At 63.2% G+C, this 19582-nt stretch carries 16 protein-coding genes and 1 tRNA gene; 12 read left to right on the top strand and 5 right to left on the bottom strand.

The genetic code is table 11. From position 1 onward, the window contains the following. Nucleotides 1-51 precede the first annotated feature (51 nt). From AWB80_RS34020 to AWB80_RS34005, 4 genes are all read right to left on the bottom strand, one after another. A tRNA-Val gene (locus tag AWB80_RS34020) sits at nucleotides 52-126 on the bottom strand. A gap of 68 nt (nucleotides 127-194) precedes the next feature. Then, nucleotides 195-932, bottom strand: coding sequence for a DNA polymerase III subunit epsilon (gene dnaQ / locus AWB80_RS34015; protein ID WP_061179066.1), 738 nt, complete (start codon nucleotides 930-932; stop codon nucleotides 195-197). Nucleotides 933-950: 18 nt separating this feature from the next. Continuing rightward, nucleotides 951-1412 carry a ribonuclease HI gene (gene rnhA / locus AWB80_RS34010; RefSeq protein WP_061179065.1) on the bottom strand — a complete coding sequence of 154 codons (462 nt, stop codon included), beginning with the start codon at nucleotides 1410-1412 and terminating at the stop codon, nucleotides 951-953. After that, complete coding sequence (locus AWB80_RS34005) at nucleotides 1412-2245, bottom strand: class I SAM-dependent methyltransferase (protein WP_061179064.1); 834 nt, start codon at nucleotides 2243-2245, stop codon at nucleotides 1412-1414. The genes rnhA and AWB80_RS34005 overlap by 1 nt, the downstream gene beginning before the upstream one ends. 27 nt (nucleotides 2246-2272) lie before the next feature. Here AWB80_RS34005 and gloB point away from each other — a divergent pair, with 27 nt between their 5' ends. The 7 genes from gloB (at nucleotide 2273) to AWB80_RS33970 (ending at nucleotide 12183) form a co-directional block, all read left to right on the top strand. Then, nucleotides 2273-3106 carry a hydroxyacylglutathione hydrolase gene (gloB, locus tag AWB80_RS34000; RefSeq protein WP_061179063.1) on the top strand — a complete coding sequence of 278 codons (834 nt, stop codon included), beginning with the start codon at nucleotides 2273-2275 and terminating at the stop codon, nucleotides 3104-3106. Nucleotides 3107-3267: 161 nt separating this feature from the next. Beyond that, a complete protein-coding gene (locus AWB80_RS33995) occupies nucleotides 3268-4923 on the top strand; it encodes a transglycosylase SLT domain-containing protein (RefSeq protein ID WP_061179062.1) in 1656 nt (551 codons plus the stop codon). A 115-nt stretch (nucleotides 4924-5038) separates the two neighbouring features. Further along, nucleotides 5039-6289 (top strand): MFS transporter, encoded by a 1251-nt coding sequence (locus tag AWB80_RS33990; RefSeq protein WP_061179061.1) that lies wholly within the window; start codon nucleotides 5039-5041, stop codon nucleotides 6287-6289. Between the two features lie 348 nt (nucleotides 6290-6637). Beyond that, nucleotides 6638-7780 carry a glutamine-hydrolyzing carbamoyl-phosphate synthase small subunit gene (gene carA, locus AWB80_RS33985; RefSeq protein ID WP_061179083.1) on the top strand — a complete coding sequence of 381 codons (1143 nt, stop codon included), beginning with the start codon at nucleotides 6638-6640 and terminating at the stop codon, nucleotides 7778-7780. Nucleotides 7781-7823: 43 nt separating this feature from the next. Further along, nucleotides 7824-11078 carry a carbamoyl-phosphate synthase large subunit gene (carB, locus tag AWB80_RS33980; protein WP_061179060.1) on the top strand — a complete coding sequence of 1085 codons (3255 nt, stop codon included), beginning with the start codon at nucleotides 7824-7826 and terminating at the stop codon, nucleotides 11076-11078. Nucleotides 11079-11191: 113 nt separating this feature from the next. Then, entirely contained in the window at nucleotides 11192-11668 is a 477-nt protein-coding gene (greA, locus tag AWB80_RS33975) for a transcription elongation factor GreA (protein WP_061179059.1), read from the top strand. Next, the gene (locus AWB80_RS33970; protein ID WP_061179058.1) at nucleotides 11668-12183 is read left to right on the top strand and encodes a DUF4149 domain-containing protein; all 516 of its coding nucleotides are present in this window, start codon (nucleotides 11668-11670) and stop codon (nucleotides 12181-12183) included. The genes greA and AWB80_RS33970 overlap by 1 nt, the downstream gene beginning before the upstream one ends. A 57-nt stretch (nucleotides 12184-12240) precedes the next feature. Here the strand turns inward: AWB80_RS33970 and AWB80_RS33965 are convergent, their stop codons facing one another. After that, on the bottom strand, nucleotides 12241-12780 hold the full coding sequence (locus AWB80_RS33965; protein ID WP_061179057.1) for a YhbY family RNA-binding protein: 540 nt from the start codon (nucleotides 12778-12780) through the stop codon (nucleotides 12241-12243). A 278-nt stretch (nucleotides 12781-13058) separates the two neighbouring features. On the opposite strand from AWB80_RS33965, the gene AWB80_RS33960 reads away from it, so the two are divergent. The 5 genes from AWB80_RS33960 (at nucleotide 13059) to pstS (ending at nucleotide 19525) form a co-directional block, all read left to right on the top strand. Next, a complete protein-coding gene (locus tag AWB80_RS33960) occupies nucleotides 13059-13721 on the top strand; it encodes an RlmE family RNA methyltransferase (protein WP_061179056.1) in 663 nt (220 codons plus the stop codon). Between the two features lie 185 nt (nucleotides 13722-13906). Then, nucleotides 13907-15793 (top strand): ATP-dependent zinc metalloprotease FtsH, encoded by a 1887-nt coding sequence (ftsH, locus tag AWB80_RS33955; RefSeq protein ID WP_061179055.1) that lies wholly within the window; start codon nucleotides 13907-13909, stop codon nucleotides 15791-15793. 216 nt (nucleotides 15794-16009) lie between these two features. Next, nucleotides 16010-16810 (top strand): dihydropteroate synthase, encoded by an 801-nt coding sequence (gene folP, locus AWB80_RS33950; protein ID WP_087131813.1) that lies wholly within the window; start codon nucleotides 16010-16012, stop codon nucleotides 16808-16810. 113 nt (nucleotides 16811-16923) lie between these two features. After that, nucleotides 16924-18285 carry a phosphoglucosamine mutase gene (gene glmM, locus AWB80_RS33945; protein ID WP_061179053.1) on the top strand — a complete coding sequence of 454 codons (1362 nt, stop codon included), beginning with the start codon at nucleotides 16924-16926 and terminating at the stop codon, nucleotides 18283-18285. A 208-nt stretch (nucleotides 18286-18493) separates the two neighbouring features. Further along, complete coding sequence (gene pstS, locus AWB80_RS33940) at nucleotides 18494-19525, top strand: phosphate ABC transporter substrate-binding protein PstS (RefSeq protein ID WP_061179052.1); 1032 nt, start codon at nucleotides 18494-18496, stop codon at nucleotides 19523-19525. The last annotated feature ends 57 nt before the right edge of the window (nucleotides 19526-19582 follow it).

Below are 19582 nucleotides of genomic sequence, written 5' to 3'. Positions count from 1 at the left end.
AAACCTGGGCCTTTTGTTCTTCGGTGCTTGTCTTTACCAACACCAGAATCCTGGTGGGTAGTACTGGGATCGAACCAGTGACCCCTGCCGTGTGAAGGCAGTGCTCTACCGCTGAGCTAACCACCCGAAGTAGCAAGATTATGTCAGGCGTTTCGCGTTTCGTAAAGGGCTTGTTAAAGCAAAATCGAAAAAAACTACGCGGGAACGGCGTCGCCTTCTGCCGGGGCAGGTTCCGTGCGCCATACGCTCGTGCCCTTGACCGCCTTGTCGAGGCCGGACAGCACGGCCTCATGCGCTGCGAGCTCTTCCGCGCTTGCTGCGAGCACCGGCAGATCGAGATCATCGAACGCGACGCGTGACGTCGAAATCGAGCCCGATGCCTGCTGGTCGCCGAGCATGTCGATGACAAGGCTTTCCTGGCCGCGCGTCATCGCCAGATAGACTTCCGCGAGTAGTTCCGAGTCGAGCAGTGCGCCGTGCAGCGTGCGATGCGCGTTGCTGATGCCGAAGCGGTCGCATAGCGCGTCGAGCGAATTGCGCTTGCCGGGGAACATCTGCTTGGCCTGCGCGAGCGAGTCGATCACGCCGCCGCATGTCTCGGACAGCTTCGGCAGCCCGAGTTGCGCAAATTCCATGTCGAGAAAGCCGACGTCGAAGGGCGCGTTATGGATGATCAACTCCGCGCCGGCGATGAAATCGCGCAGTTGCGCGGCGATCTCCGCGAACTTCGGTTTGTCGCTCAGGAATTCGGTGGTCAGGCCGTGCACCGCGAGCGCGCCGGGATCGCTGTCGCGCCCGGGGTTCACGTAGAGGTGCAGGTTATTGCCGGTCAGCCGGCGATTCACCAGCTCGACGCAGCCGATTTCGATGATCCGGTCGCCCGTTCTCGCGTTCAGGCCGGTGGTTTCGGTGTCCAGTATCAGTTGGCGCATAGATGGCGTGTAAGTTGATTAGCTGTCCGCGAGCGAGGTCACGCCGCGATTGGCGAGCGCATCGGCGCGTTCGTTCTCGGGATGACCGGCGTGGCCCTTGACCCAGCGCCATTCGATCTCATGCTGCGCGACGAGCGCGTCGAGCCGCTTCCAGAGATCGGCGTTCTTGACCGGCGTCTTCGCGGCCGTCATCCAGTTTTTTTTCTTCCAGCCGTGGATCCATTCGCTGATGCCTTTCTGCACATACTGCGAATCGGTGTGGATGATCGCGTGGCACGGGCGTTTCAGCGCCTCGAGCGCGGAGATCACGGCCATCAGCTCCATGCGGTTGTTGGTGGTCGCGGGCTCGCCGCCGAACAGTTCCTTTTCCAGCGAGCCGAAACGGAGCAGGGCGCCCCAGCCGCCAGGGCCGGGATTGCCTTTGCAGGCGCCGTCCGTGTAGATGTCGATTATCTTGTTCGATGCGGATTCTTGAGTCATCAATGCTCGTTGCGAGTCTCGTTGCGCGTGTGCGGAGCGGCGACCGGCGCGAGGCCGGCCGCGAGCGCGGTTTTCTTCAGCTTGCGCGGACCGATGAGACGCATGCCGCGCACGCGCTTCACCGCCGTGATCATGTACGCCGCGCCGAAGATGGGCCACCAGCGGTCGCCGGCGGCTTCCATGAACTGATAGCGTTGCAGCCATTTGTCGGTGACGAGCGGCGGACGATAACAGCCGAAGCGCCCGCGTTCAAGATCGAATCCGAGCAGCTTGATCCAGTCCTTGATACGCGTGAACGCGATCATCTCGTGCGCCGCCGGCACGAACGGCCGTCCCGCCACCTTGCCGAGCGATTGCCGCGCGCCCCACAGGCTCAGCGAATTGAAGCCGAGGATGATCAACTGGCCTTCGGGCACCAGCACGCGCTCGGCTTCGCGCAGCAGCCGGTGCGGATCGGGCGAGAATTCCAGCGTGTGAGGCAGCACGAGCAGATCGACGCTCTGCGCTTCGAAGGGCAGGTCGAGCAAGTCGCACCAGACGGTGCTGCGGCCATCGGGTGCGCTCGCGGCGGGCAGCGCGCTCACGCCGGGCATGGTGGCGCGCGGCGGCGTGTAGGGCGCGCTCGATGCGCTTTCGGCGTCGAGCACGAGCGCACGGCCGGTCATGCGATTTTCGCGCAGCGCGTCGAGCTGCGGCATGCCGAGCTGCAGCGCGTGATAGCCGAAGATGTCGGACACCACGTGATCGAGCTGCGCCTGCTCCCAGTCGAGCACGTAGCGTCCGGGCGCCGAGCTCGTCCAGGTGGGCCAGTCTATAATCGGTCGGTCAGACATGTTCGAATAGCCGCATAGAAGATCGCCATGAATTCGCTTGCCAAGAATTTGCCTGCTCAGAATGCACTCGAATACGTGCCGGTTCCGGCGTTCGAGGACAACTACATCTGGCTCGTGTCGGACTCGCGCGATGCGGTCGTGGTCGACCCCGGCGACGCCGCGCCCGTCGAGGCGTATCTCGCGAGCCGCGGTTGGCGACTGACCGCTATTTTACTCACGCACCACCATCAGGACCATGTCGGCGGCGTGAAAGCGCTCCTCGATAGCCGAACGGCAGAGGGCGGCATTCCCGTCTACGGCCCGGCGGGCGAGCGTATCGAGCATCTGACCCAGCGTGTCACGGGCGGCGACACGGTGCGCATTGCGCATCCGGCGCTCGAACTCAGCGTGATCGACGTGCCCGGCCATACGGCGGGTCACATCGCGTATTTCCAGGCAGGCGACCAGAGCGGCACGCCGCATCTTTTTTGCGGCGACACGCTGTTCGCAAGCGGCTGTGGCCGTCTCTTCGAAGGCACGCCGCAGCAGATGCTCAGCTCGCTCGATTCGCTCGCCGCGCTGCCCGAAACCACGCAGGTGCATTGCGCGCACGAGTACACGCTCTCGAACATCAGGTTCGCGCGCGCGTGCGAACCGGACAACGCCGCGTTGCTTCGCTGGAGCGACGATGCGCAGGCGCTGCGCGCCGCGGGCAAGCCGACTTTGCCGACCACCATCGGCCACGAAAAAGCGGTGAATCCGTTTCTGCGCTCGGACATTCCCGCGATTCAGGCGACACTTTCGTCACAGTTTGGCACGCCGGTTTCGGACCGACTGGAAGCGTTTCGAATGATGCGCGGCTGGAAGGATAAGTTCCGCTAACCGAGAACTATTAAGGCCAACTTCATCCGAAACGTTGGAATCGCTGTTAGATACAGGATTTTGCAGGGGTTTTGCGCGCATTCTTATTGACGTCTTAAGTGCCGTTCCGTACTATCGGCTGCAAATTTCCAAGCATTATTTTGTGGAAGCAGAGACGTTCCATGCGACTAACCCTTAGCGCGCTGTCCGTCCTGATGCTCGCCGCTTGTGCGAGCCAGGGACCTACAGCGTCAGATCCCCTTTCGGCCTCAGCCACTTCCACCGCTTCGCAGCAACAGCAGCAACAAGTCGCCGACACGATTCGCCGCACCGCCGCAGCCAAGGAAACCATCGACGTCGACAAGACGCCGGTGACTTCGCTCGCGGGCTCGTCCGATCTCTGGAACCGCATTCGTGGCGGCTTCCAGATTCCCGACCTGCAAAGCGACCTCGTCGACATGCAGGTGAACTGGTACGCCCAGCGCCCCGACTATGTCGAGCGCATGACCACGCGTTCGCAAAAGTACCTGTATCACATCGTCGAGGAACTGGAGCAGCGTCACATGCCGACCGAACTGGCGCTTCTGCCTTTCATCGAGTCGGCCTACAGTCCGCAGGCGCTCTCGGTGGCGAAAGCCGCCGGCATGTGGCAGTTCATGCCCGGCACTGGCCGCGACTACAAGCTCAGGCAGAACATGTGGCAGGACGAGCGTCGCGACGTGCTTGCGTCGACGAGCGCCGCGCTCGACTATCTTTCGCGCCTGCACGACATGTTCGGCGACTGGCATCTCGCGCTCGCCGCGTACAACTGGGGCGAGGGCAACGTGCAGCGGGCCATCGCGCGCAACGAGGCGGCGGGCTTGCCCACCGACTACGAAAACCTGCGCATGCCCAACGAGACACGTAACTACGTGCCCAAGCTGCAGGCGGTCAAGAACATCGTCAGCAACCCGCAGATGTACGGGCTCGCGCTGCCGGACATCCCGAATCACCCGTATTTCGTGACCGTCACGACCGCGCGCGACATCGACGTGACGATGGCCGCGAAGCTCGCCGGCATGAGCGTGGAGGAATTCCGTTCGCTGAATCCGTCGTTCGCGAAGCCGGTGATTCTCGGCGCGACCAATCCGCAGATTCTGCTGCCGTTCGACAACGCGGCTTCGTTCCAGCGCAACCTGTCGTCGTACACGGGCGCGCTGTCTTCGTGGACCACGTACACCGTGACCGAGCGTTCGCGCCCGGCGGCGATCGCCGAAAAAATCGGCGTCGACGCGGACACGCTGATGTCGGTCAACCGCATTCCGGCGGGCATGCGTCTGAAGCCCGGTTCGACGATCGTCGTGCCGCGCACGGATGACGACGACGAAGACATCAGCGCCGACGTCGCCGAAAACGCGATGCTCGCCATCGAACGCGACGTGCCCGACACGCGCAGGCTCGTGATTCGCGTGCGCCGCAAGCAGGCCGTCACGACGCTGGCGGACCGCTACAACCTGTCGGCGGCGCAAGTGCGCTCGTGGAACCGCACGCGCGGCGACATGTTCATGCCGGGGCAGGTGGTCGTGCTGCACGTGCCTTACGGCCGCCCGGTGCCGGCCGAACCGGGACCGGTGCGCGTGGAGACGGTGGCCGCGTCCAGCCGCTCGTCGGGTGGCGTGTCGAAGATCGGCACGCGCGTACCGGAGGCGAAGCCCGCACGCGGCGGCAAGGCGAGCGCTCACGCATCGGAAAAGGTGACGAAAGTGTCGGCCTCGACCGCGTCGCGCACGGCGAAGCCTGCCGCCACGGCCAAGGTCGCGAAACCGGCGGCCGCCACGAAAACCGCCAAGAAGAAGTAAGCGCGGGTCTCTCGCTCGAGACACAAATCCACGCCGTCACCAAGGTGACGGCGTGTTTTTTGGTGCGTCCGCTAAACTGGCGTTCCAGAAGAATCGAAGAATCGCCCCGCTCCGCATGTCGTCCTCCGTTCGCCTCCGCGTTTTTTTCCTCTTCGCAGCCGGTTATTTCGTCTCGTACGTGTTCCGGGGCGTCAATCTCGGCTTCGCGCCGCTCATTACGCACGATCTCGGTATGTCGGCGGCGGATCTCGGTCTGCTGACCTCGCTGTACTTCATCGGTTTTGCGCTGGCGCAGATTCCCGTCGGCGTGTTGCTCGATCACTTTGGCCCGCGACGCGTGACCGCCAGCATGCTGATTTTCGCGGCGGCGGGCATCTGGGTGTTCGGCGCGTCGCACGGACTCGCGGGACTGATGGTCGGCCGGCTGCTGATCGGCGTCGGCGTGTCGGTGTGTCTGAGCGCGGCGTTCAAGGCGTCGGCGCAGCATTTCGCGCTCGCGCGCCTTCCGCTCGTCAACGGTTTGACGATGGCGGTGGGCGGGCTGGGCGGCGTCGCGGTGGGATCGCCACTCGCGTCTCTGCTGCACGTGGCGACCTGGCGGCAGGTGTGTGTGTGGCTCGGCGTATTCACGCTCGTCGTCGCTGCCGCGATCGCCCTGTTCGCGCCGCGCAAGGCGGAAACCGATCCACATCATCGGGCGGACGTCGTCACGCAGTTCAAGGGCACGTGGCTCATCCTCAAGAGCGGCGTGTTCTGGAAGATCGCGTCGTTTTCCGTCGTCACGCAGGGCGTCTTCTACGCGATGCAGTCGCTCTGGATTCGCCCCTATTTGCTCGATGTGATGAATCTCGCGCCCGCGCATGCCGCGGCGCTCGTGTCGGTTCTCGGCTTTGCGATGATGTTCGGCTGCGTCGGCTTCGGCGCGGCGGCGCGCGGGATGGAGCGGCGCGGCGTGTCGGTGTATGCGTTTTGCGGAACCGGCATGGTGCTGTTCGTCGCGACGCAACTGTTGATGGTGCTGCGCGTACCGTTGCCGCCGTCCGCGCTGATTACGGCATACGGCATTTTCGGCGGCACGGGCATTTTGAGCTACGCGGTCGCGGCGGAGTACTTTCCGTCGCAGATGATCGGACGCGCGCATACCACGCTCACGCTCGTGATCTTCCTGCTGATCTTCGGCTTTCAGGTAGGCGTCGGCGCGATGCTGTCGCTGTGGCCTTCCGAGGGCGGTCGCTATCCCGTGTCGGCGCATCTGACGGTGTGGATCGTGCTGATCGCGCTGCAGGTCGCGAGCGCGGTCTGGTACGTGTTCCCGAGCCGCGTGCTGCACAAGATCGACCGCGACGTGGAACGCGCGGCGCCGTGATCGGATAGGGCGCAATCAGTTGGATGACTGCAAGCGGACAGTTCCCAAATCTGGCGAATGTGGCGTTTTCACGCTATAATTCGAAGGTTTGAGCATATCAACCCGCACCCTAGCGCCTACCTCCCATACACCGTCGTTCGCTGCGCACGAAATGCGCGCCGCATGCCGCCGATCGCCTGCTTGAATCCTCCGTTGCCACGCACGAGCGTGCCGGTTCGAGCCGCGATGCGCGCCCCGCGAGCCGCCGCTTTCGTTGCCAAGGAAACCCTCGTTCGTCGAACGACGGGAAGCCAAGCCTGAATTTCGGACAGACAGGTCGGTAACAGGGTGTTCCCCAAGGAGCTTCCCGTGTTGCCGTCATTTTCCCCCGCACTACTCGCACTTGCCGACGGCACGGTCTTTCGTGGTCAATCGATCGGCGCATCCGGTTCGACGATCGGCGAAGTGGTGTTCAACACCGCCATCACCGGTTATCAGGAAATCCTGACGGATCCGAGCTACGCCCGCCAGATCGTCACGCTGACCTATCCGCACATCGGCAACTACGGCGTGAACGCCGAAGACGTCGAAGCCACCAAAGTCCATGCCGCCGGTCTCATCATCCGCGACCTGCCGGTTCTCGCCTCCAACTTCCGTTCCGAGCAGTCGCTTGCCGATTATCTGAAGGCGCAGGGCGTCGTCGCGATCGCGGGCATCGACACGCGCAAGCTCACGCGCATCCTGCGCGAGAAGGGCGCGCAGAACGGCTGCATTCTCGGCGGCAGCGACGACGAAGCGAAGGCGCTCGGCCTCGCGCGCTCGTTCCCGGGTCTCGCGGGCATGGACCTCGCGAAAGTCGTATCGACGGAAAAGAGCTACGAATGGACGCAGACCGAATGGCGCCTCGGCAGCGGCTACGGCAAGCAGGAAGCGCCGAAGTTTCGCGTCGTCGCGTTCGATTACGGCGTCAAGTTCAACATCCTGCGCATGCTCGCCGAGCGCGGTTGCCACGTCACCGTGCTGCCCGCGCAAGCCAGCGCCGCTGACGCGCTCGCGCTCAACCCGGACGGCATCTTCCTGTCGAACGGCCCGGGCGACCCGGAACCGTGCGACTACGCGATTCGCGCGACACGCGAATTCATCGAGCGCGGCATTCCGACCTTCGGCATCTGCCTCGGCCATCAGATCATGGGTCTCGCCGTCGGCGCGAAGACGATGAAGATGAAAACCGGCCACCATGGCGCGAACCATCCGGTGAAGGACATGGAAGACGGCCGCGTGGTGATCACCTCGCAGAACCACGGCTTCGCGGTCGATGCCGCCACGCTGCCCGGCAACGCCAAGGTCACGCACGTCTCGCTCTTCGACGGCACGCTGCAAGGCTTCGCGCTCACGGACAAGCCCGCGTTCTGTTTCCAGGGCCACCCGGAAGCGTCGCCCGGCCCGCACGACATCGCGTATCTGTTCGACCGCTTCATCAGGCTGATGGAGTCGGCGAAGGTCGCCGCTTAAAGCCACAGAACAGATCACCGCACAATATTCATCGAGAGCAGTTATGCCGAAGCGCACAGACATCAAGAGCATCCTCATTATCGGCGCGGGCCCGATCATCATCGGCCAGGCGTGCGAGTTCGATTATTCGGGCGCGCAGGCCTGTAAAGCGTTGCGTGAGGAAGGCTACAAGGTCATCCTCGTCAACAGCAATCCGGCGACGATCATGACCGACCCGAACACGGCCGACGTCACCTACATCGAGCCGATCTCGTGGGAAGTGGTCGAGCGCATCATCGCGAAGGAACGCCCGGACGCGATCCTGCCGACCATGGGCGGACAGACCGCGCTCAATTGCGCGCTCGACCTGTTCCATCACGGCGTGCTGGAGAAGTACAAGGTCGAGCTGATCGGCGCGTCGCCGGAAGCGATCGACAAGGCTGAAGACCGCCAGAAGTTCAAGGACGCGATGACGAAGATCGGCCTCGGTTCGGCCAAGTCGGGCATCGCGCATTCGATGGAAGAAGCGCTCACGGTTCAGGCGCAGATCGCCGAAGCCACCGGCAGCGGCGGCTATCCGACCGTGATTCGTCCGTCGTTCACGCTCGGCGGTTCGGGCGGCGGCATCGCGTACAACAAGGAAGAGTTCGAGGAAATCTGCCGTCGCGGTCTCGATCTCTCGCCGACGCGCGAACTGCTGATCGAAGAATCGCTGCTCGGCTGGAAAGAGTACGAGATGGAAGTGGTCCGCGATAAAAAGGACAACTGCATCATCGTCTGCTCGATCGAAAATCTCGACCCGATGGGCGTGCACACCGGCGATTCCATCACGGTCGCGCCCGCGCAGACGCTCACCGACAAGGAATATCAGGTGCTGCGTAACGCGTCGCTCGCGGTGCTGCGCGAGATCGGCGTGGATACGGGCGGCTCGAACGTGCAGTTCGCGATCAATCCGAACGACGGCCGCATGGTCGTCATCGAGATGAATCCGCGTGTCTCGCGTTCTTCTGCGCTGGCGTCGAAGGCGACGGGCTTCCCGATCGCGAAGGTCGCCGCGAAGCTCGCATGCGGCTACACGCTCGACGAGCTCAAGAACGAAATCACGGGCGGCCAGACGCCGGCATCGTTTGAGCCGACGATCGACTATGTCGTCACGAAGGTGCCGCGCTTCGCGTTCGAGAAATTCCGCGAAGCCGATTCGCGCCTGACGACGCAGATGAAGTCCGTCGGCGAAGTGATGGCGATGGGCCGCACGTTCCAGGAGTCGTTCCAGAAGGCGCTGCGCGGTCTGGAAGTGGGCGTCGACGGTCTCGATGAAAAGACCGCGAGCCGCGACGAAGTCATTCGCGAAATCGGCGAGCCGGGTCCGGACCGCATCTGGTATCTCGGCGATGCATTCCGTCTCGGTCTCACGATGGAAGAGATCTTCGAAGAGACGTCGATCGATCCGTGGTTCCTCGCGCAGATCGAACAGATCATCCTGAAGGAGAAGGCGCTCGAAGGCCGCACGCTGCAAAGCCTGACGCGCGACGAACTGCTGTATCTGAAGAAGAGCGGTTTCTCGGATCGCCGCCTGGCGAAGCTCACGGGTTCGAAGCAGGACGAAGTGCGCCGCCGCCGTCACGAATTGAAGGTCCGCCCGGTCTACAAGCGCGTCGACACGTGCGCGGCCGAGTTCGCGACCAAAACCGCCTACATGTACTCGACCTACGAGGAAGAGTGCGAAGCGAATCCGACCGACAAGAAGAAGATCATGGTGCTGGGCGGTGGCCCGAACCGGATCGGGCAGGGCATCGAGTTCGACTATTGCTGCGTGCATGCCGCGCTCGCAATGCGCGAGGACGGCTATGAAACCATCATGGTCAACTGCAACCCGGAAACCGTGTCGACCGACTACGACACGTCCGATCGTCTGTACTTCGAATCGCTGACGCTCGAAGACGTGCTCGAAATCGTCGATCTGGAAAAGCCGGTCGGCGTGATCGTGCAGTACGGCGGCCAGACGCCGCTCAAACTCGCGCTCGATCTCGAAGCGAACGGCGTGCCGATCATCGGCACGTCGCCGGACATGATCGACGCCGCCGAAGACCGCGAGCGCTTCCAGAAGCTGCTCAAGGATCTCGACCTGCGCCAGCCGCCGAATCGCACCGCGCGCGCGGAAGACGAAGCGCTGAAGCTCGCGGACGAAATCGGCTATCCGCTGGTCGTGCGTCCGTCGTACGTGCTGGGCGGCCGCGCAATGGAAATCGTCCACGAGCCGCGCGACCTCGAGCGCTACATGCGCGAGGCCGTGAAGGTGTCGAACGATTCGCCGGTGCTGCTCGACCGCTTCCTGAACGACGCGATCGAATGCGACGTCGACTGCATCTCCGATGGCGACGACGTGTTCATCGGCGGCGTGATGGAGCACATCGAGCAGGCGGGCGTGCACTCGGGCGATTCGGCCTGCTCGCTGCCGCCGTACTCGCTGTCGCAGGATACCGTCGACGAATTGAAGCGACAAACCGCCGCAATGGCGAAGGCGCTGAACGTGATCGGCCTGATGAACGTGCAGTTCGCGATCCAGCAGGTTCCGCAGGACGACGGCTCGAAGAAGGATGTCATCTACGTGCTGGAAGTGAATCCGCGCGCATCGCGCACGGTGCCGTACGTGTCGAAGGCGACGGGCCTGCCGCTCGCGAAGATCGCCGCGCGCGCGATGGTCGGTCAGAAGCTCGTGCAGCAGGGCGTCACGAAGGAAGTGATTCCGCCGTACTTCAGCGTGAAGGAAGCGGTGTTTCCGTTCGTCAAGTTCCCGGCCGTCGATCCGGTGCTCGGACCGGAAATGCGCTCGACAGGTGAAGTGATGGGCGTGGGCCGCACCTTCGGCGAAGCGCTCTTCAAGTCGCAACTCGCCGCGGGCTCGCGCCTGCCGGAATCGGGCACGGTGCTCCTGACCGTGATGGATGCCGACAAGCCGAAGGCCGTCGAAGTCGCGCAGATGCTGCACGAACTCGGCTACCCGATCGTCGCGACCAAGGGCACGGCGGCGGCCATCGCCGCGGCCGGCGTGCCGGTGAAGGTCGTGAACAAGGTGAAGGACGGCCGCCCGCACATCGTCGACATGATCAAGAACGGCGAGATCGCGCTGGTCTTCACCACCGTCGACGAAACGCGCGCGGCGATCGCCGATTCGCGCTCGATCCGCATGAGCGCGCAAGCCAACAAGGTCACGTACTACACGACCATGTCCGGCGCGCGCGCGGCGGTCGAAGGCCTGCGTTATCTGCGCGATTTGGAAGTCTATGATTTACAAGGCTTGCATGCTCGCCTAAACTAAGGCTTCGATTACCAGTCTAAGTATCACGAGCCGCGGTTAAGCGGCGTCTCCTTTGATCGGGAGATGCGCTTAACCGCGGTAATTTTTTTGACGAAATTGTTTGTGAGTGGTCTATGAGCACGATTCCTTTGACGAAGCGCGGCGCGGAGTTGCTGCGCGACGAATTGCAACGCCTGAAGGCCGTGGAACGTCCGGCGGTCATCAATGCGATCGCGGAGGCGCGCGCGCAAGGCGACTTGTCTGAAAACGCGGAATACGACGCCGCGAAGGAAAAGCAGGGATTCATCGAGGGCCGCATCGCGGATATCGAGTCGAAGCTCGCCGCCGCGCAGGTGATCGACCCGACGCAGGTCGAGGCCGAAGGCCGCGTGGTGTTCGGCGCGACGGTCGAACTGGAAGACCTGGAGTCGGGCAATACGGTCACGTATCAGATCGTCGGCGATGACGAAGCGAATATCGATCACGGCCTCATTTCGGTGAGCTCGCCGATCGCGCGCGCGCTCATCGCGAAGTCGGAAGGCGACGTGGCGTCGGTGCAGGCGCCGAGCGGCGCGCGCGAATACGAAATCATCGCGGTTCGCTACGTCTGATGGAGCACAAGCTCTTTCGCACCATCAGCATGGTCTGGGTCGGCAGTTTGCTGACCCTCGGCCTCATTGCCGCGCCGGTGCTCTTTTCGTTGCTCGACCGTACGTCGGCGGGCTCGGTGGCGGCGCAACTCTTCCGGATCGAGGCGATCATCGGCGTGATCAGCGCGCTCGTGCTGATCGTGATCAGCAATCGCTTCGTGAAAAGCGGCATCGTCGATTACAAGCGCGTGCGGTGGATCGTCGCGGCGATGCTCGTATGCGTGCTGATCGGCTATTTCGCTCTGCAGCCTTTCATGAACTCGCTGCGCATGGCGGCGCAAGAAGCGGGTACCGATCTCGCAAGCTCGCCGTATGCGAAGGAGTTCGGCATTCTGCACGGCATGTCGAGCGCGATCTATCTGATCGAATGCCTGTTTGGCATTGCGCTGGTTTGGCGTTTGCCGGGCGCGGCCCCGGTGAAGATCGTGCCGAAGGGCAAATCGGCCAAGGTGGCGGCAAAACGGGCGCGAAGCTGAATCGCGGTGCGTTCAGGACGGCGCGTGGGTTTCATCGGAAACGCACGCGCCGTTCGATCATTTCGCGGCCTGATGCTGGCGCTTCGAACCGGTCTGACGCTTCTTCGCGCGCTTCACGTTGCCGCCGGCGGTCACGCGTTCATTACCCAGCACTTTCAGCGTCTGCTTTTTCGGTTTCTTGAAGGCAGGACCGTCGCGCGTGATTTTCACTGCCTTGACGACGCGCGGCGCGCGTCCCTTCGCCGAGCGGTCGTCGGCGACTTCGCCAGCGCTCGGCGGCATCGTGCTGCGCGTGCGGGTGGCGCGGCTTTTCGGCGCGGCGCCTTCGGGCCTCCAGATCACCAGCAGTTTGCCGATATGCTGAATGGGCGCCGCGTTCAGGCGATCGCAGATTTCGTCATAGATTCCGACGCGCGTCTCGCGTTCGTCGCCGAACACGCGGACCTTGATGAGCTGGTGCGCTTCGAGGTGCACGTTGATCTCTTTGAGCACGGCATCGGTCAGACCCTCCGCGCCGACGAGCACGACGGGCTTGAGCGCATGGGCCTGGGAGCGCAGATCGGCGCGTTCGGCGGGGGAGAGTTCAATAGCTGGCATGAGGAATTCGGGACTCGACTAAAATGTGGGCGGCATCAGGACACCGGGCACGCTCGCGAAGCGGTTCGAACACGCTGCGACGCGTGGCGCGTCGATCGCGCCACCGCCCATCAGAAACAGAACAGGCCGGATGCCGGGTTTCGGCGCGCGCAAGCGCCCGAGGACCGGTCCGGCCGACAAGACGCGTATTATCCGCTAAAAGCCTCGCCCGAGGCAGCAAAATCCGCACCGGGCGCGCCGCTCGTCACGATCGGGCGCGTCACATGAGCTCAGTTTGAATGGCAAAGAACCGTTTTAATCAATCGTGGTTGCACGACCACATCAACGATCCCTACGTGAAGATGGCGCAGCGCGAGGGCTACCGCGCGCGCGCCGCATACAAGCTGAAGGAGATCGACGAGCAGGACAAGCTCATCAAGCCGGGGCAGGTGATCGTCGATCTCGGCTCGACGCCCGGCAGCTGGAGCCAGTACGCGCGCAACAAGCTCGCGCAGGGCACCAGGCGCGACGCCGAGCGCGAAGGCGGCATCGACGGCACGATCATCGCGCTCGATATTCTGCCGATGGACCCGATTGCGGACGTCACGTTCATTCAGGGTGATTTCCGCGAAGACACCGTCATTGCACAACTCGATGAAATCGTTGGCGAGCGGCAAGTAGACCTTGTAATTTCCGACATGGCCCCCAACCTGTCGGGAGTAGCGAGTGCGGATGCCGCGCGCATGGAACATCTCTGCGATCTGGCGCTGGAGTTTGCGCAGAACCACCTGAAACCGGAGGGTGCGCTGCTGGTCAAATGTTTTCATGGCAGCGGATACAGTCAGATCGTCGAGAAATTCAAGCACCAGTTCAAAGTGGTGGCGCCGCGCAAGCCCAAGGCCTCTCGCGACAAATCGTCGGAGACTTTTATCCTCGGGCGGCGGCTGAAGCGTCCGAGCTGAACGGCCCGCTCAAGCGATTCGGCGAAAATCGGCGATATTTGCGCGGATTATGCCGGAAAAGGCCTCTCTGCCGCTATTTGTGCGGTGGATAAACCTTATGGCAGGGGTTAGCGGTCTGGATTAGAATGCTTTTGTGGCGTCGCAAGGTTTGTGTAGGCGCCCGTCTATGAGTGAGGAGTGGTGCTTTGAACAACAATATGTTCTCTAAAGCGGCAGTGTGGCTCGTGATCGCACTGGTGCTGTTTACGGTGTTCAAGCAGTTCGATAAGCCCCGCGTCCAGGAAGGTGTGTCCTATTCGCAGTTCATGGACGACGCGAAGAACGGCAAGGTCAAGACGGTCACCGTTCAAGGGCGCAATCTGACGGTCACTCCGGCAGACGGCCAGAAGTATCAGATCGTGTCTCCGGGCGATATCTGGATGGTCGGCGATTTGATGAAATACGGCGTTCAGGTCAGCGGCAAGGCTGACGATGAACCGAATGCGCTCGTCTCCGCGCTGTACTACCTCGGGCCGACGATCCTGATCATCGGCTTCTGGTTCTACATGATGAGGCAGATGCAGGGAGGCGGCAAAGGCGGGGCGTTTTCGTTCGGCAAGTCGCGAGCGCGGCTGATCGACGAGAACAACAACGCGATCAATTTCACCGACGTCGCAGGCTGCGACGAAGCCAAGGAAGAAGTATCGGAACTGGTGGATTTCCTGCGTGATCCGCAGAAATTCCAGAAGCTCGGCGGGCGAATTCCACGCGGTGTGCTGCTGGTCGGTCCTCCGGGTACGGGTAAGACGCTGCTGGCTCGCGCCATCGCGGGTGAGGCAAAGGTGCCGTTCTTCAGCATCTCGGGTTCGGACTTCGTGGAAATGTTCGTCGGCGTGGGCGCGGCTCGCGTGCGCGACATGTTCGAGCAGGCGAAGAAGCACGCGCCGTGTATCGTGTTCATCGACGAAATCGACGCGGTCGGCCGTCATCGCGGCGCCGGCATGGGCGGCGGCAACGACGAGCGCGAGCAGACACTGAACCAGATGCTGGTCGAGATGGACGGCTTCGAGGCGAACTCGGGCGTCATCGTGATCGCAGCGACGAACCGTTCCGATGTGCTGGACAAGGCGCTGCTGCGTCCGGGCCGCTTCGACCGTCAGGTGTACGTCGGTCTGCCGGATATCCGCGGCCGCGAGCACATCATGAAGGTGCATCTGCGCAAGGTGCCGATCGCGAACGACGTCGATGCATCGGTCATCGCGCGTGGTACGCCGGGCTTCTCGGGCGCGGATCTCGCGAACCTCGTCAACGAAGCGGCGCTGTTCGCGGCGCGTCGTGGCAAGCGCATTGTCGAGATGCAGGATTTCGAAGACGCGAAGGACAAGATCTTCATGGGTCCGGAGCGCAAGTCGGCTGTGATGCGCGAGGAAGAGCGTCGGAATACGGCGTACCACGAGTCTGGTCACGCCGTGGTGGCGAAGCTTCTGCCGCACGCCGATCCGGTCCACAAGGTCACCATCATGCCGCGCGGCTGGGCATTGGGCGTCACCTGGCAGTTGCCGGAGCATGACCGCGTGAACCTGTATCGCGACAAGATGCTGGAGGAGATCGCGATCCTGTTCGGCGGCCGCGCAGCGGAGGAAGTGTTCCTGAATTCGATGTCGACGGGTGCGTCGAACGACTTCGAGCGCGCGACCAAGATGGCGCGTGACATGGTGACACGCTACGGCATGTCGGATGTGCTCGGCACGATGGTCTACGTCGATACCGAAGAAAACGGCATGTTCGGCAAGATGGGCGCGAAGTCGGTGTCGGAAGCCACGCAGCAGAAGGTGGATTCGGAAATCCGCCGCATTCTCGACGAGCAATACGCGCTCGCCCGCAAGCTGCTGGAAGACAACCGCGTCAGGGTCGAAGCGATGACCAAGGCGCTGCTCGAATGGGAAACCATCGACGCAGACCAGATCAGCGACATCATGGCGGATCGTCCGCCACGTCCGCCGAAGAACTTGCCGCCGCCTTCCGGCGACACGCCCCCGGGCGGCAGCAGCGGCACCGAGGTCAAGCCGGGCAACGCGCCGGCAACGGCCTGAGTCGTCTGCAGGAGTTCATGGGCCGGTGTGCATAGCACGCCGGCCCATTTTCCATTTCCGGCCGTCGTTTTAATCGGACGCTGAGCGTGGCGTCGATTGCGTCCGGTCACCACTTTGCATCGTTCGACTCGCTTGACCACACCAACCTCATCCCCGCTTTCAGCCGCGCCGCTCCAGTGCGGGCGCTTCACGCTGACCTTCGAACGCCCGCTCGTGATGGGCATCCTCAACGTCACGCCGGATTCGTTCTCGGACGGCGGCCGTTTTCTTTCGCGCGACGCCGCGCTCGCTCGCGCTCACCAGTTACTCGCCGACGGCGCCGACATGATCGACATCGGCGGCGAATCCACGCGTCCCGGCGCGCCGCCCGTGCCGCTCGACGAGGAACTGGAACGCGTCGCGCCGATCGTCGAGGCGCTGCGCGCCGTGCAGGTGCCGATTTCCGTCGATACCTACAAGCCGGCCGTGATGCGCGCCGTGCTCGACGCCGGCGCGGACATGATCAACGATATCTGGGGTTTGCGTCAGGAAGGCGCGCTCGATGCCGTGAAGGGCAGCGACTGCGGGCTATGCGTGATGCACATGCTCGGCGAGCCGCGCACGATGCAACTCCACGAGCCGGTGTACGAAAATGTCGTCGCCGAGGTGCGCGATTTCTTCGCGGAACGTGTCGCCGCGCTTGCGCAGGCTGGCATCCCGATGGCGCGCGTCAGTCTCGATCCAGGCTACGGCTTCGGCAAGACGGTCGAGCATAATTACGCGTTGCTCGCGCATCTCGCTGCCACGCTGCCGGCCGGGACGCATTTTCCGCTGCTCGCGGGCATGTCGCGCAAATCGATGCTCGGCGCTGTCACCGGGCGCGGCGCGGGCGAACGGCTCGCGGCGAGCGTCGCCGCGGCGGTGTGCGCGGCGGAGCGGGGCGCGGCGATCATCCGCGTGCACGATGTCGCGGAGACCGTCGATGCGCTGAAGGTCTGGCAGGCCACAAAAGATGCCGCCCTAAGTGGGCATCATTGAACCTGGCCACGTTTATCAGGAATCAGGCGCAGGCGCACGCGCCGATATAAATCTCAACTAAAGTCGCGGACCGAAAACAGGCGCCGTATGTTCGCGAGGAGGGTCAGGCAATAATGGCACGTCAATATTTTGGAACGGACGGCATTCGCGGGCGCGTGGGCGTCGCGCCGATCACGCCGGATTTCGTACTCAAGCTCGGCTACGCGGCCGGCAAGGTGCTCGCGGGCGCCGACCGCGCGCAGCAGAAGAAGGGCAATCGCCCGACGGTGCTGATCGGCAAGGACACGCGCGTGTCCGGGTACATGCTGGAAGCGGCCTTGGAGTCGGGCTTTTCGGCGGCGGGCGTCGACGTGATGCTGGCCGGCCCGATGCCGACGCCGGGCGTCGCCTATCTGACCCGCGCGCTGCGGCTGTCGGCGGGCGTCGTGATCAGCGCGTCGCACAATCCGTATAACGACAACGGCATCAAGTTCTTCTCCGCCGACGGCAACAAGCTCCCGGACGAAGTCGAGCTCGAAATCGAGCGCCAGCTCGAGCAGCCGATGGAATGCGCGCCGTCCGAGCGCCTCGGCAAGGCGCGGCGTCTCGACGACGCGGGCGGCCGCTACATCGAATTCTGCAAGAGCACGTTTCCCGCGAGCTTCGACCTGCGTGGCCTGAAGCTCGTGGTCGACTGCGCGCACGGCGCCGCATATGACGTCGCGCCGCACGTTTTCCACGAACTCGGCGCGGAAGTGGTGCCGATCGGCGTGTCGCCGAACGGCTTCAACATCAACGACGGCGTCGGCGCGACCGCCCCGGATGCGCTCGTGCGCGCCGTGCTGGAGCACAAAGCGGATATCGGCATCGCGCTCGATGGCGACGCGGACCGCTTGCAGATCGTCGATTCGGCCGGCCGTCTCTACAACGGCGACGAATTGCTCTACGTGCTGGTCAAGGACCGCATCGCGACGGACGGCAAGGTGGCAGGCGCCGTCGGCACGCTGATGACCAACATGGCCGTCGAGGTGGCGTTGAAGGAGGCGGGCGTGCAGTTCGTGCGCGCGGCCGTCGGCGACCGCTACGTGCTCGAAAAACTGCGTGAGAACGGCTGGCAACTGGGCGCGGAAGGCTCGGGCCATATCCTGTCGCTCGATCGTCATTCGACCGGCGACGGCATCGTGTCGGCGCTGCTCGTGCTGGCGGCGATCCAGCGCAGCGGCAAAACGCTCGCCGAATTGCTCGACGGCGTGAGCCTGTTCCCGCAAAAGCTCATCAACGTGCGCATGAGTGCGGGCGCGAACTGGAAAAGCAGCGACGCGATTCGTCGCGCCGTCGAGCAAGCCGAGCGTTCCCTCGAATCGCACGGCCGGGTCTTGATTCGCGCGTCGGGTACTGAACCGGTCCTGCGCGTGATGGTGGAAGCGTCGGCGCAGCAGGACGCAGTTCGATACGCGGAAACGATTGCGCAGGTCGTGAAAGAGGCGACTTCGTAGGCGTTTACTGAAAGTCGTCACATTTCGCTAAAAGCGGGCTTCGGCCCGCTTTTTTTATTTCCATCAAGGGCTTGACAAATCGGGTGTGATCAAACTTTCAGCGCGTAAGCGAAATGACACGCCGGCTTCACGGAGAGTCATATTACTGTCACAGACTCCTCCTATATTTCGCGGTGTCGACTCACACGCTCACAACCCTGGAGGTCTCATGAAATTGATGCAAACCGCGCTGGCTGGCGTAATTGGCGCCCTGTTCGCCATCTCCGCGCAAGCAGCCGATATCACCGGCGCGGGCAGTACCTTCGCAGCTCCCATCTACACCAAGTGGGCGGATGCCTACCAGAAAACGGGCGGCGGCAAGGTCAACTACCAGGGCATCGGTTCGTCGGGCGGCATCAAGCAGATCATCGCGAAGACGGTGGATTTCGCAGGCTCGGACGCTCCGCTGAAGGACGATGAACTCGCGAAGGACGGCCTTTTCCAGTTCCCGACGGTGGTCGGCGGCGTCGTGCCGGTGATCAACGTGCCGGGCGTGAAGGCCGGCGAAGTGACGCTGTCGGGCTCGCTGCTCGGCGACATCTACCTCGGCAAGATCAAGAAGTGGAACGACCCGGCGATCGCCGCGCTGAACCCCAAGGTCAAGCTGCCGGATACCGACATCGCGGTCGTGCGCCGCGCCGACGGTTCGGGCACCAGCTTCATCTGGACGAATTACCTGTCGAAGGTGAACCCGGAGTGGAAGTCGAAGGTCGGCGAAGGCTCGACCGTGAACTGGCCGACGGGCACGGGCGGCAAGGGCAACGACGGCGTCGCGGCTTTCGTGCAGCGTCTGCCGGGCGCGATCGGCTACGTCGAATGGGCGTATGCGAAGCAGAACAAGATGACCTACGTCGGCTTGAAGAACTCGGCCGGCACGATCGTCGAGCCGAAGACGGACACGTTCAAGGCGGCGGCCGCCGGCGCGGACTGGTCGAAGTCGTTCTACCAGATTCTGACGAACGAGTCGGGCCAGAACGCGTGGCCGATCGTCGGCGCGACTTTCGTGCTGCTGCACGCGACGCAAGAGAAGCCGCAACAAGGCACGGAAACGCTGAAGTTCTTCGACTGGGCGTTCAAGAACGGCAATCAGGCTGCGAACGATCTCGACTACATCTCGCTGCCGGATTCGGTCGTTGCGGAAATCAAGACGCAGTGGAAGGCGAAGGTCAAGGACGCTGCCGGCAAGCCGGTCGCGGAGTAAGCGAAGCACGCGTAGTTTGAAACTGTCCTAAGCTGCTGAAGGCGAGGGACGGTCGGT

It is taken from the genome of Caballeronia pedi, assembly GCF_001544915.2.
GTDB classification, from domain to species: domain Bacteria; phylum Pseudomonadota; class Gammaproteobacteria; order Burkholderiales; family Burkholderiaceae; genus Caballeronia; species Caballeronia pedi.
The sequence above is the reverse complement of the archived record's forward strand: the minus strand, read 5'-3'. Positions and strand labels throughout refer to the sequence as shown.

Bases quoted from the DNA above. Each gene is read 5' to 3' on its own strand.
- dnaQ (WP_061179066.1), bottom strand. From the start codon at position 932: ATGCGCCAACTGATACTGGACACCGAAACCACCGGCCTGAACGCGAGA.
- rnhA (WP_061179065.1), bottom strand. From the start codon at position 1,412: ATGACTCAAGAATCCGCATCGAACAAGATAATCGACATCTACACGGAC.
- AWB80_RS34005 (WP_061179064.1), bottom strand. From the start codon at position 2,245: ATGTCTGACCGACCGATTATAGACTGGCCCACCTGGACGAGCTCGGCG.
- gloB (WP_061179063.1), top strand. From the start codon at position 2,273: ATGAATTCGCTTGCCAAGAATTTGCCTGCTCAGAATGCACTCGAATAC.
- AWB80_RS33995 (WP_061179062.1), top strand. From the start codon at position 3,268: ATGCGACTAACCCTTAGCGCGCTGTCCGTCCTGATGCTCGCCGCTTGT.
- AWB80_RS33990 (WP_061179061.1), top strand. From the start codon at position 5,039: ATGTCGTCCTCCGTTCGCCTCCGCGTTTTTTTCCTCTTCGCAGCCGGT.
- carB (WP_061179060.1), top strand. From the start codon at position 7,824: ATGCCGAAGCGCACAGACATCAAGAGCATCCTCATTATCGGCGCGGGC.
- greA (WP_061179059.1), top strand. From the start codon at position 11,192: ATGAGCACGATTCCTTTGACGAAGCGCGGCGCGGAGTTGCTGCGCGAC.
- AWB80_RS33970 (WP_061179058.1), top strand. From the start codon at position 11,668: ATGGAGCACAAGCTCTTTCGCACCATCAGCATGGTCTGGGTCGGCAGT.
- AWB80_RS33965 (WP_061179057.1), bottom strand. From the start codon at position 12,780: ATGCCAGCTATTGAACTCTCCCCCGCCGAACGCGCCGATCTGCGCTCC.
- AWB80_RS33960 (WP_061179056.1), top strand. From the start codon at position 13,059: ATGGCAAAGAACCGTTTTAATCAATCGTGGTTGCACGACCACATCAAC.
- folP (WP_087131813.1), top strand. From the start codon at position 16,010: ATGGGCATCCTCAACGTCACGCCGGATTCGTTCTCGGACGGCGGCCGT.
- glmM (WP_061179053.1), top strand. From the start codon at position 16,924: ATGGCACGTCAATATTTTGGAACGGACGGCATTCGCGGGCGCGTGGGC.
- pstS (WP_061179052.1), top strand. From the start codon at position 18,494: ATGAAATTGATGCAAACCGCGCTGGCTGGCGTAATTGGCGCCCTGTTC.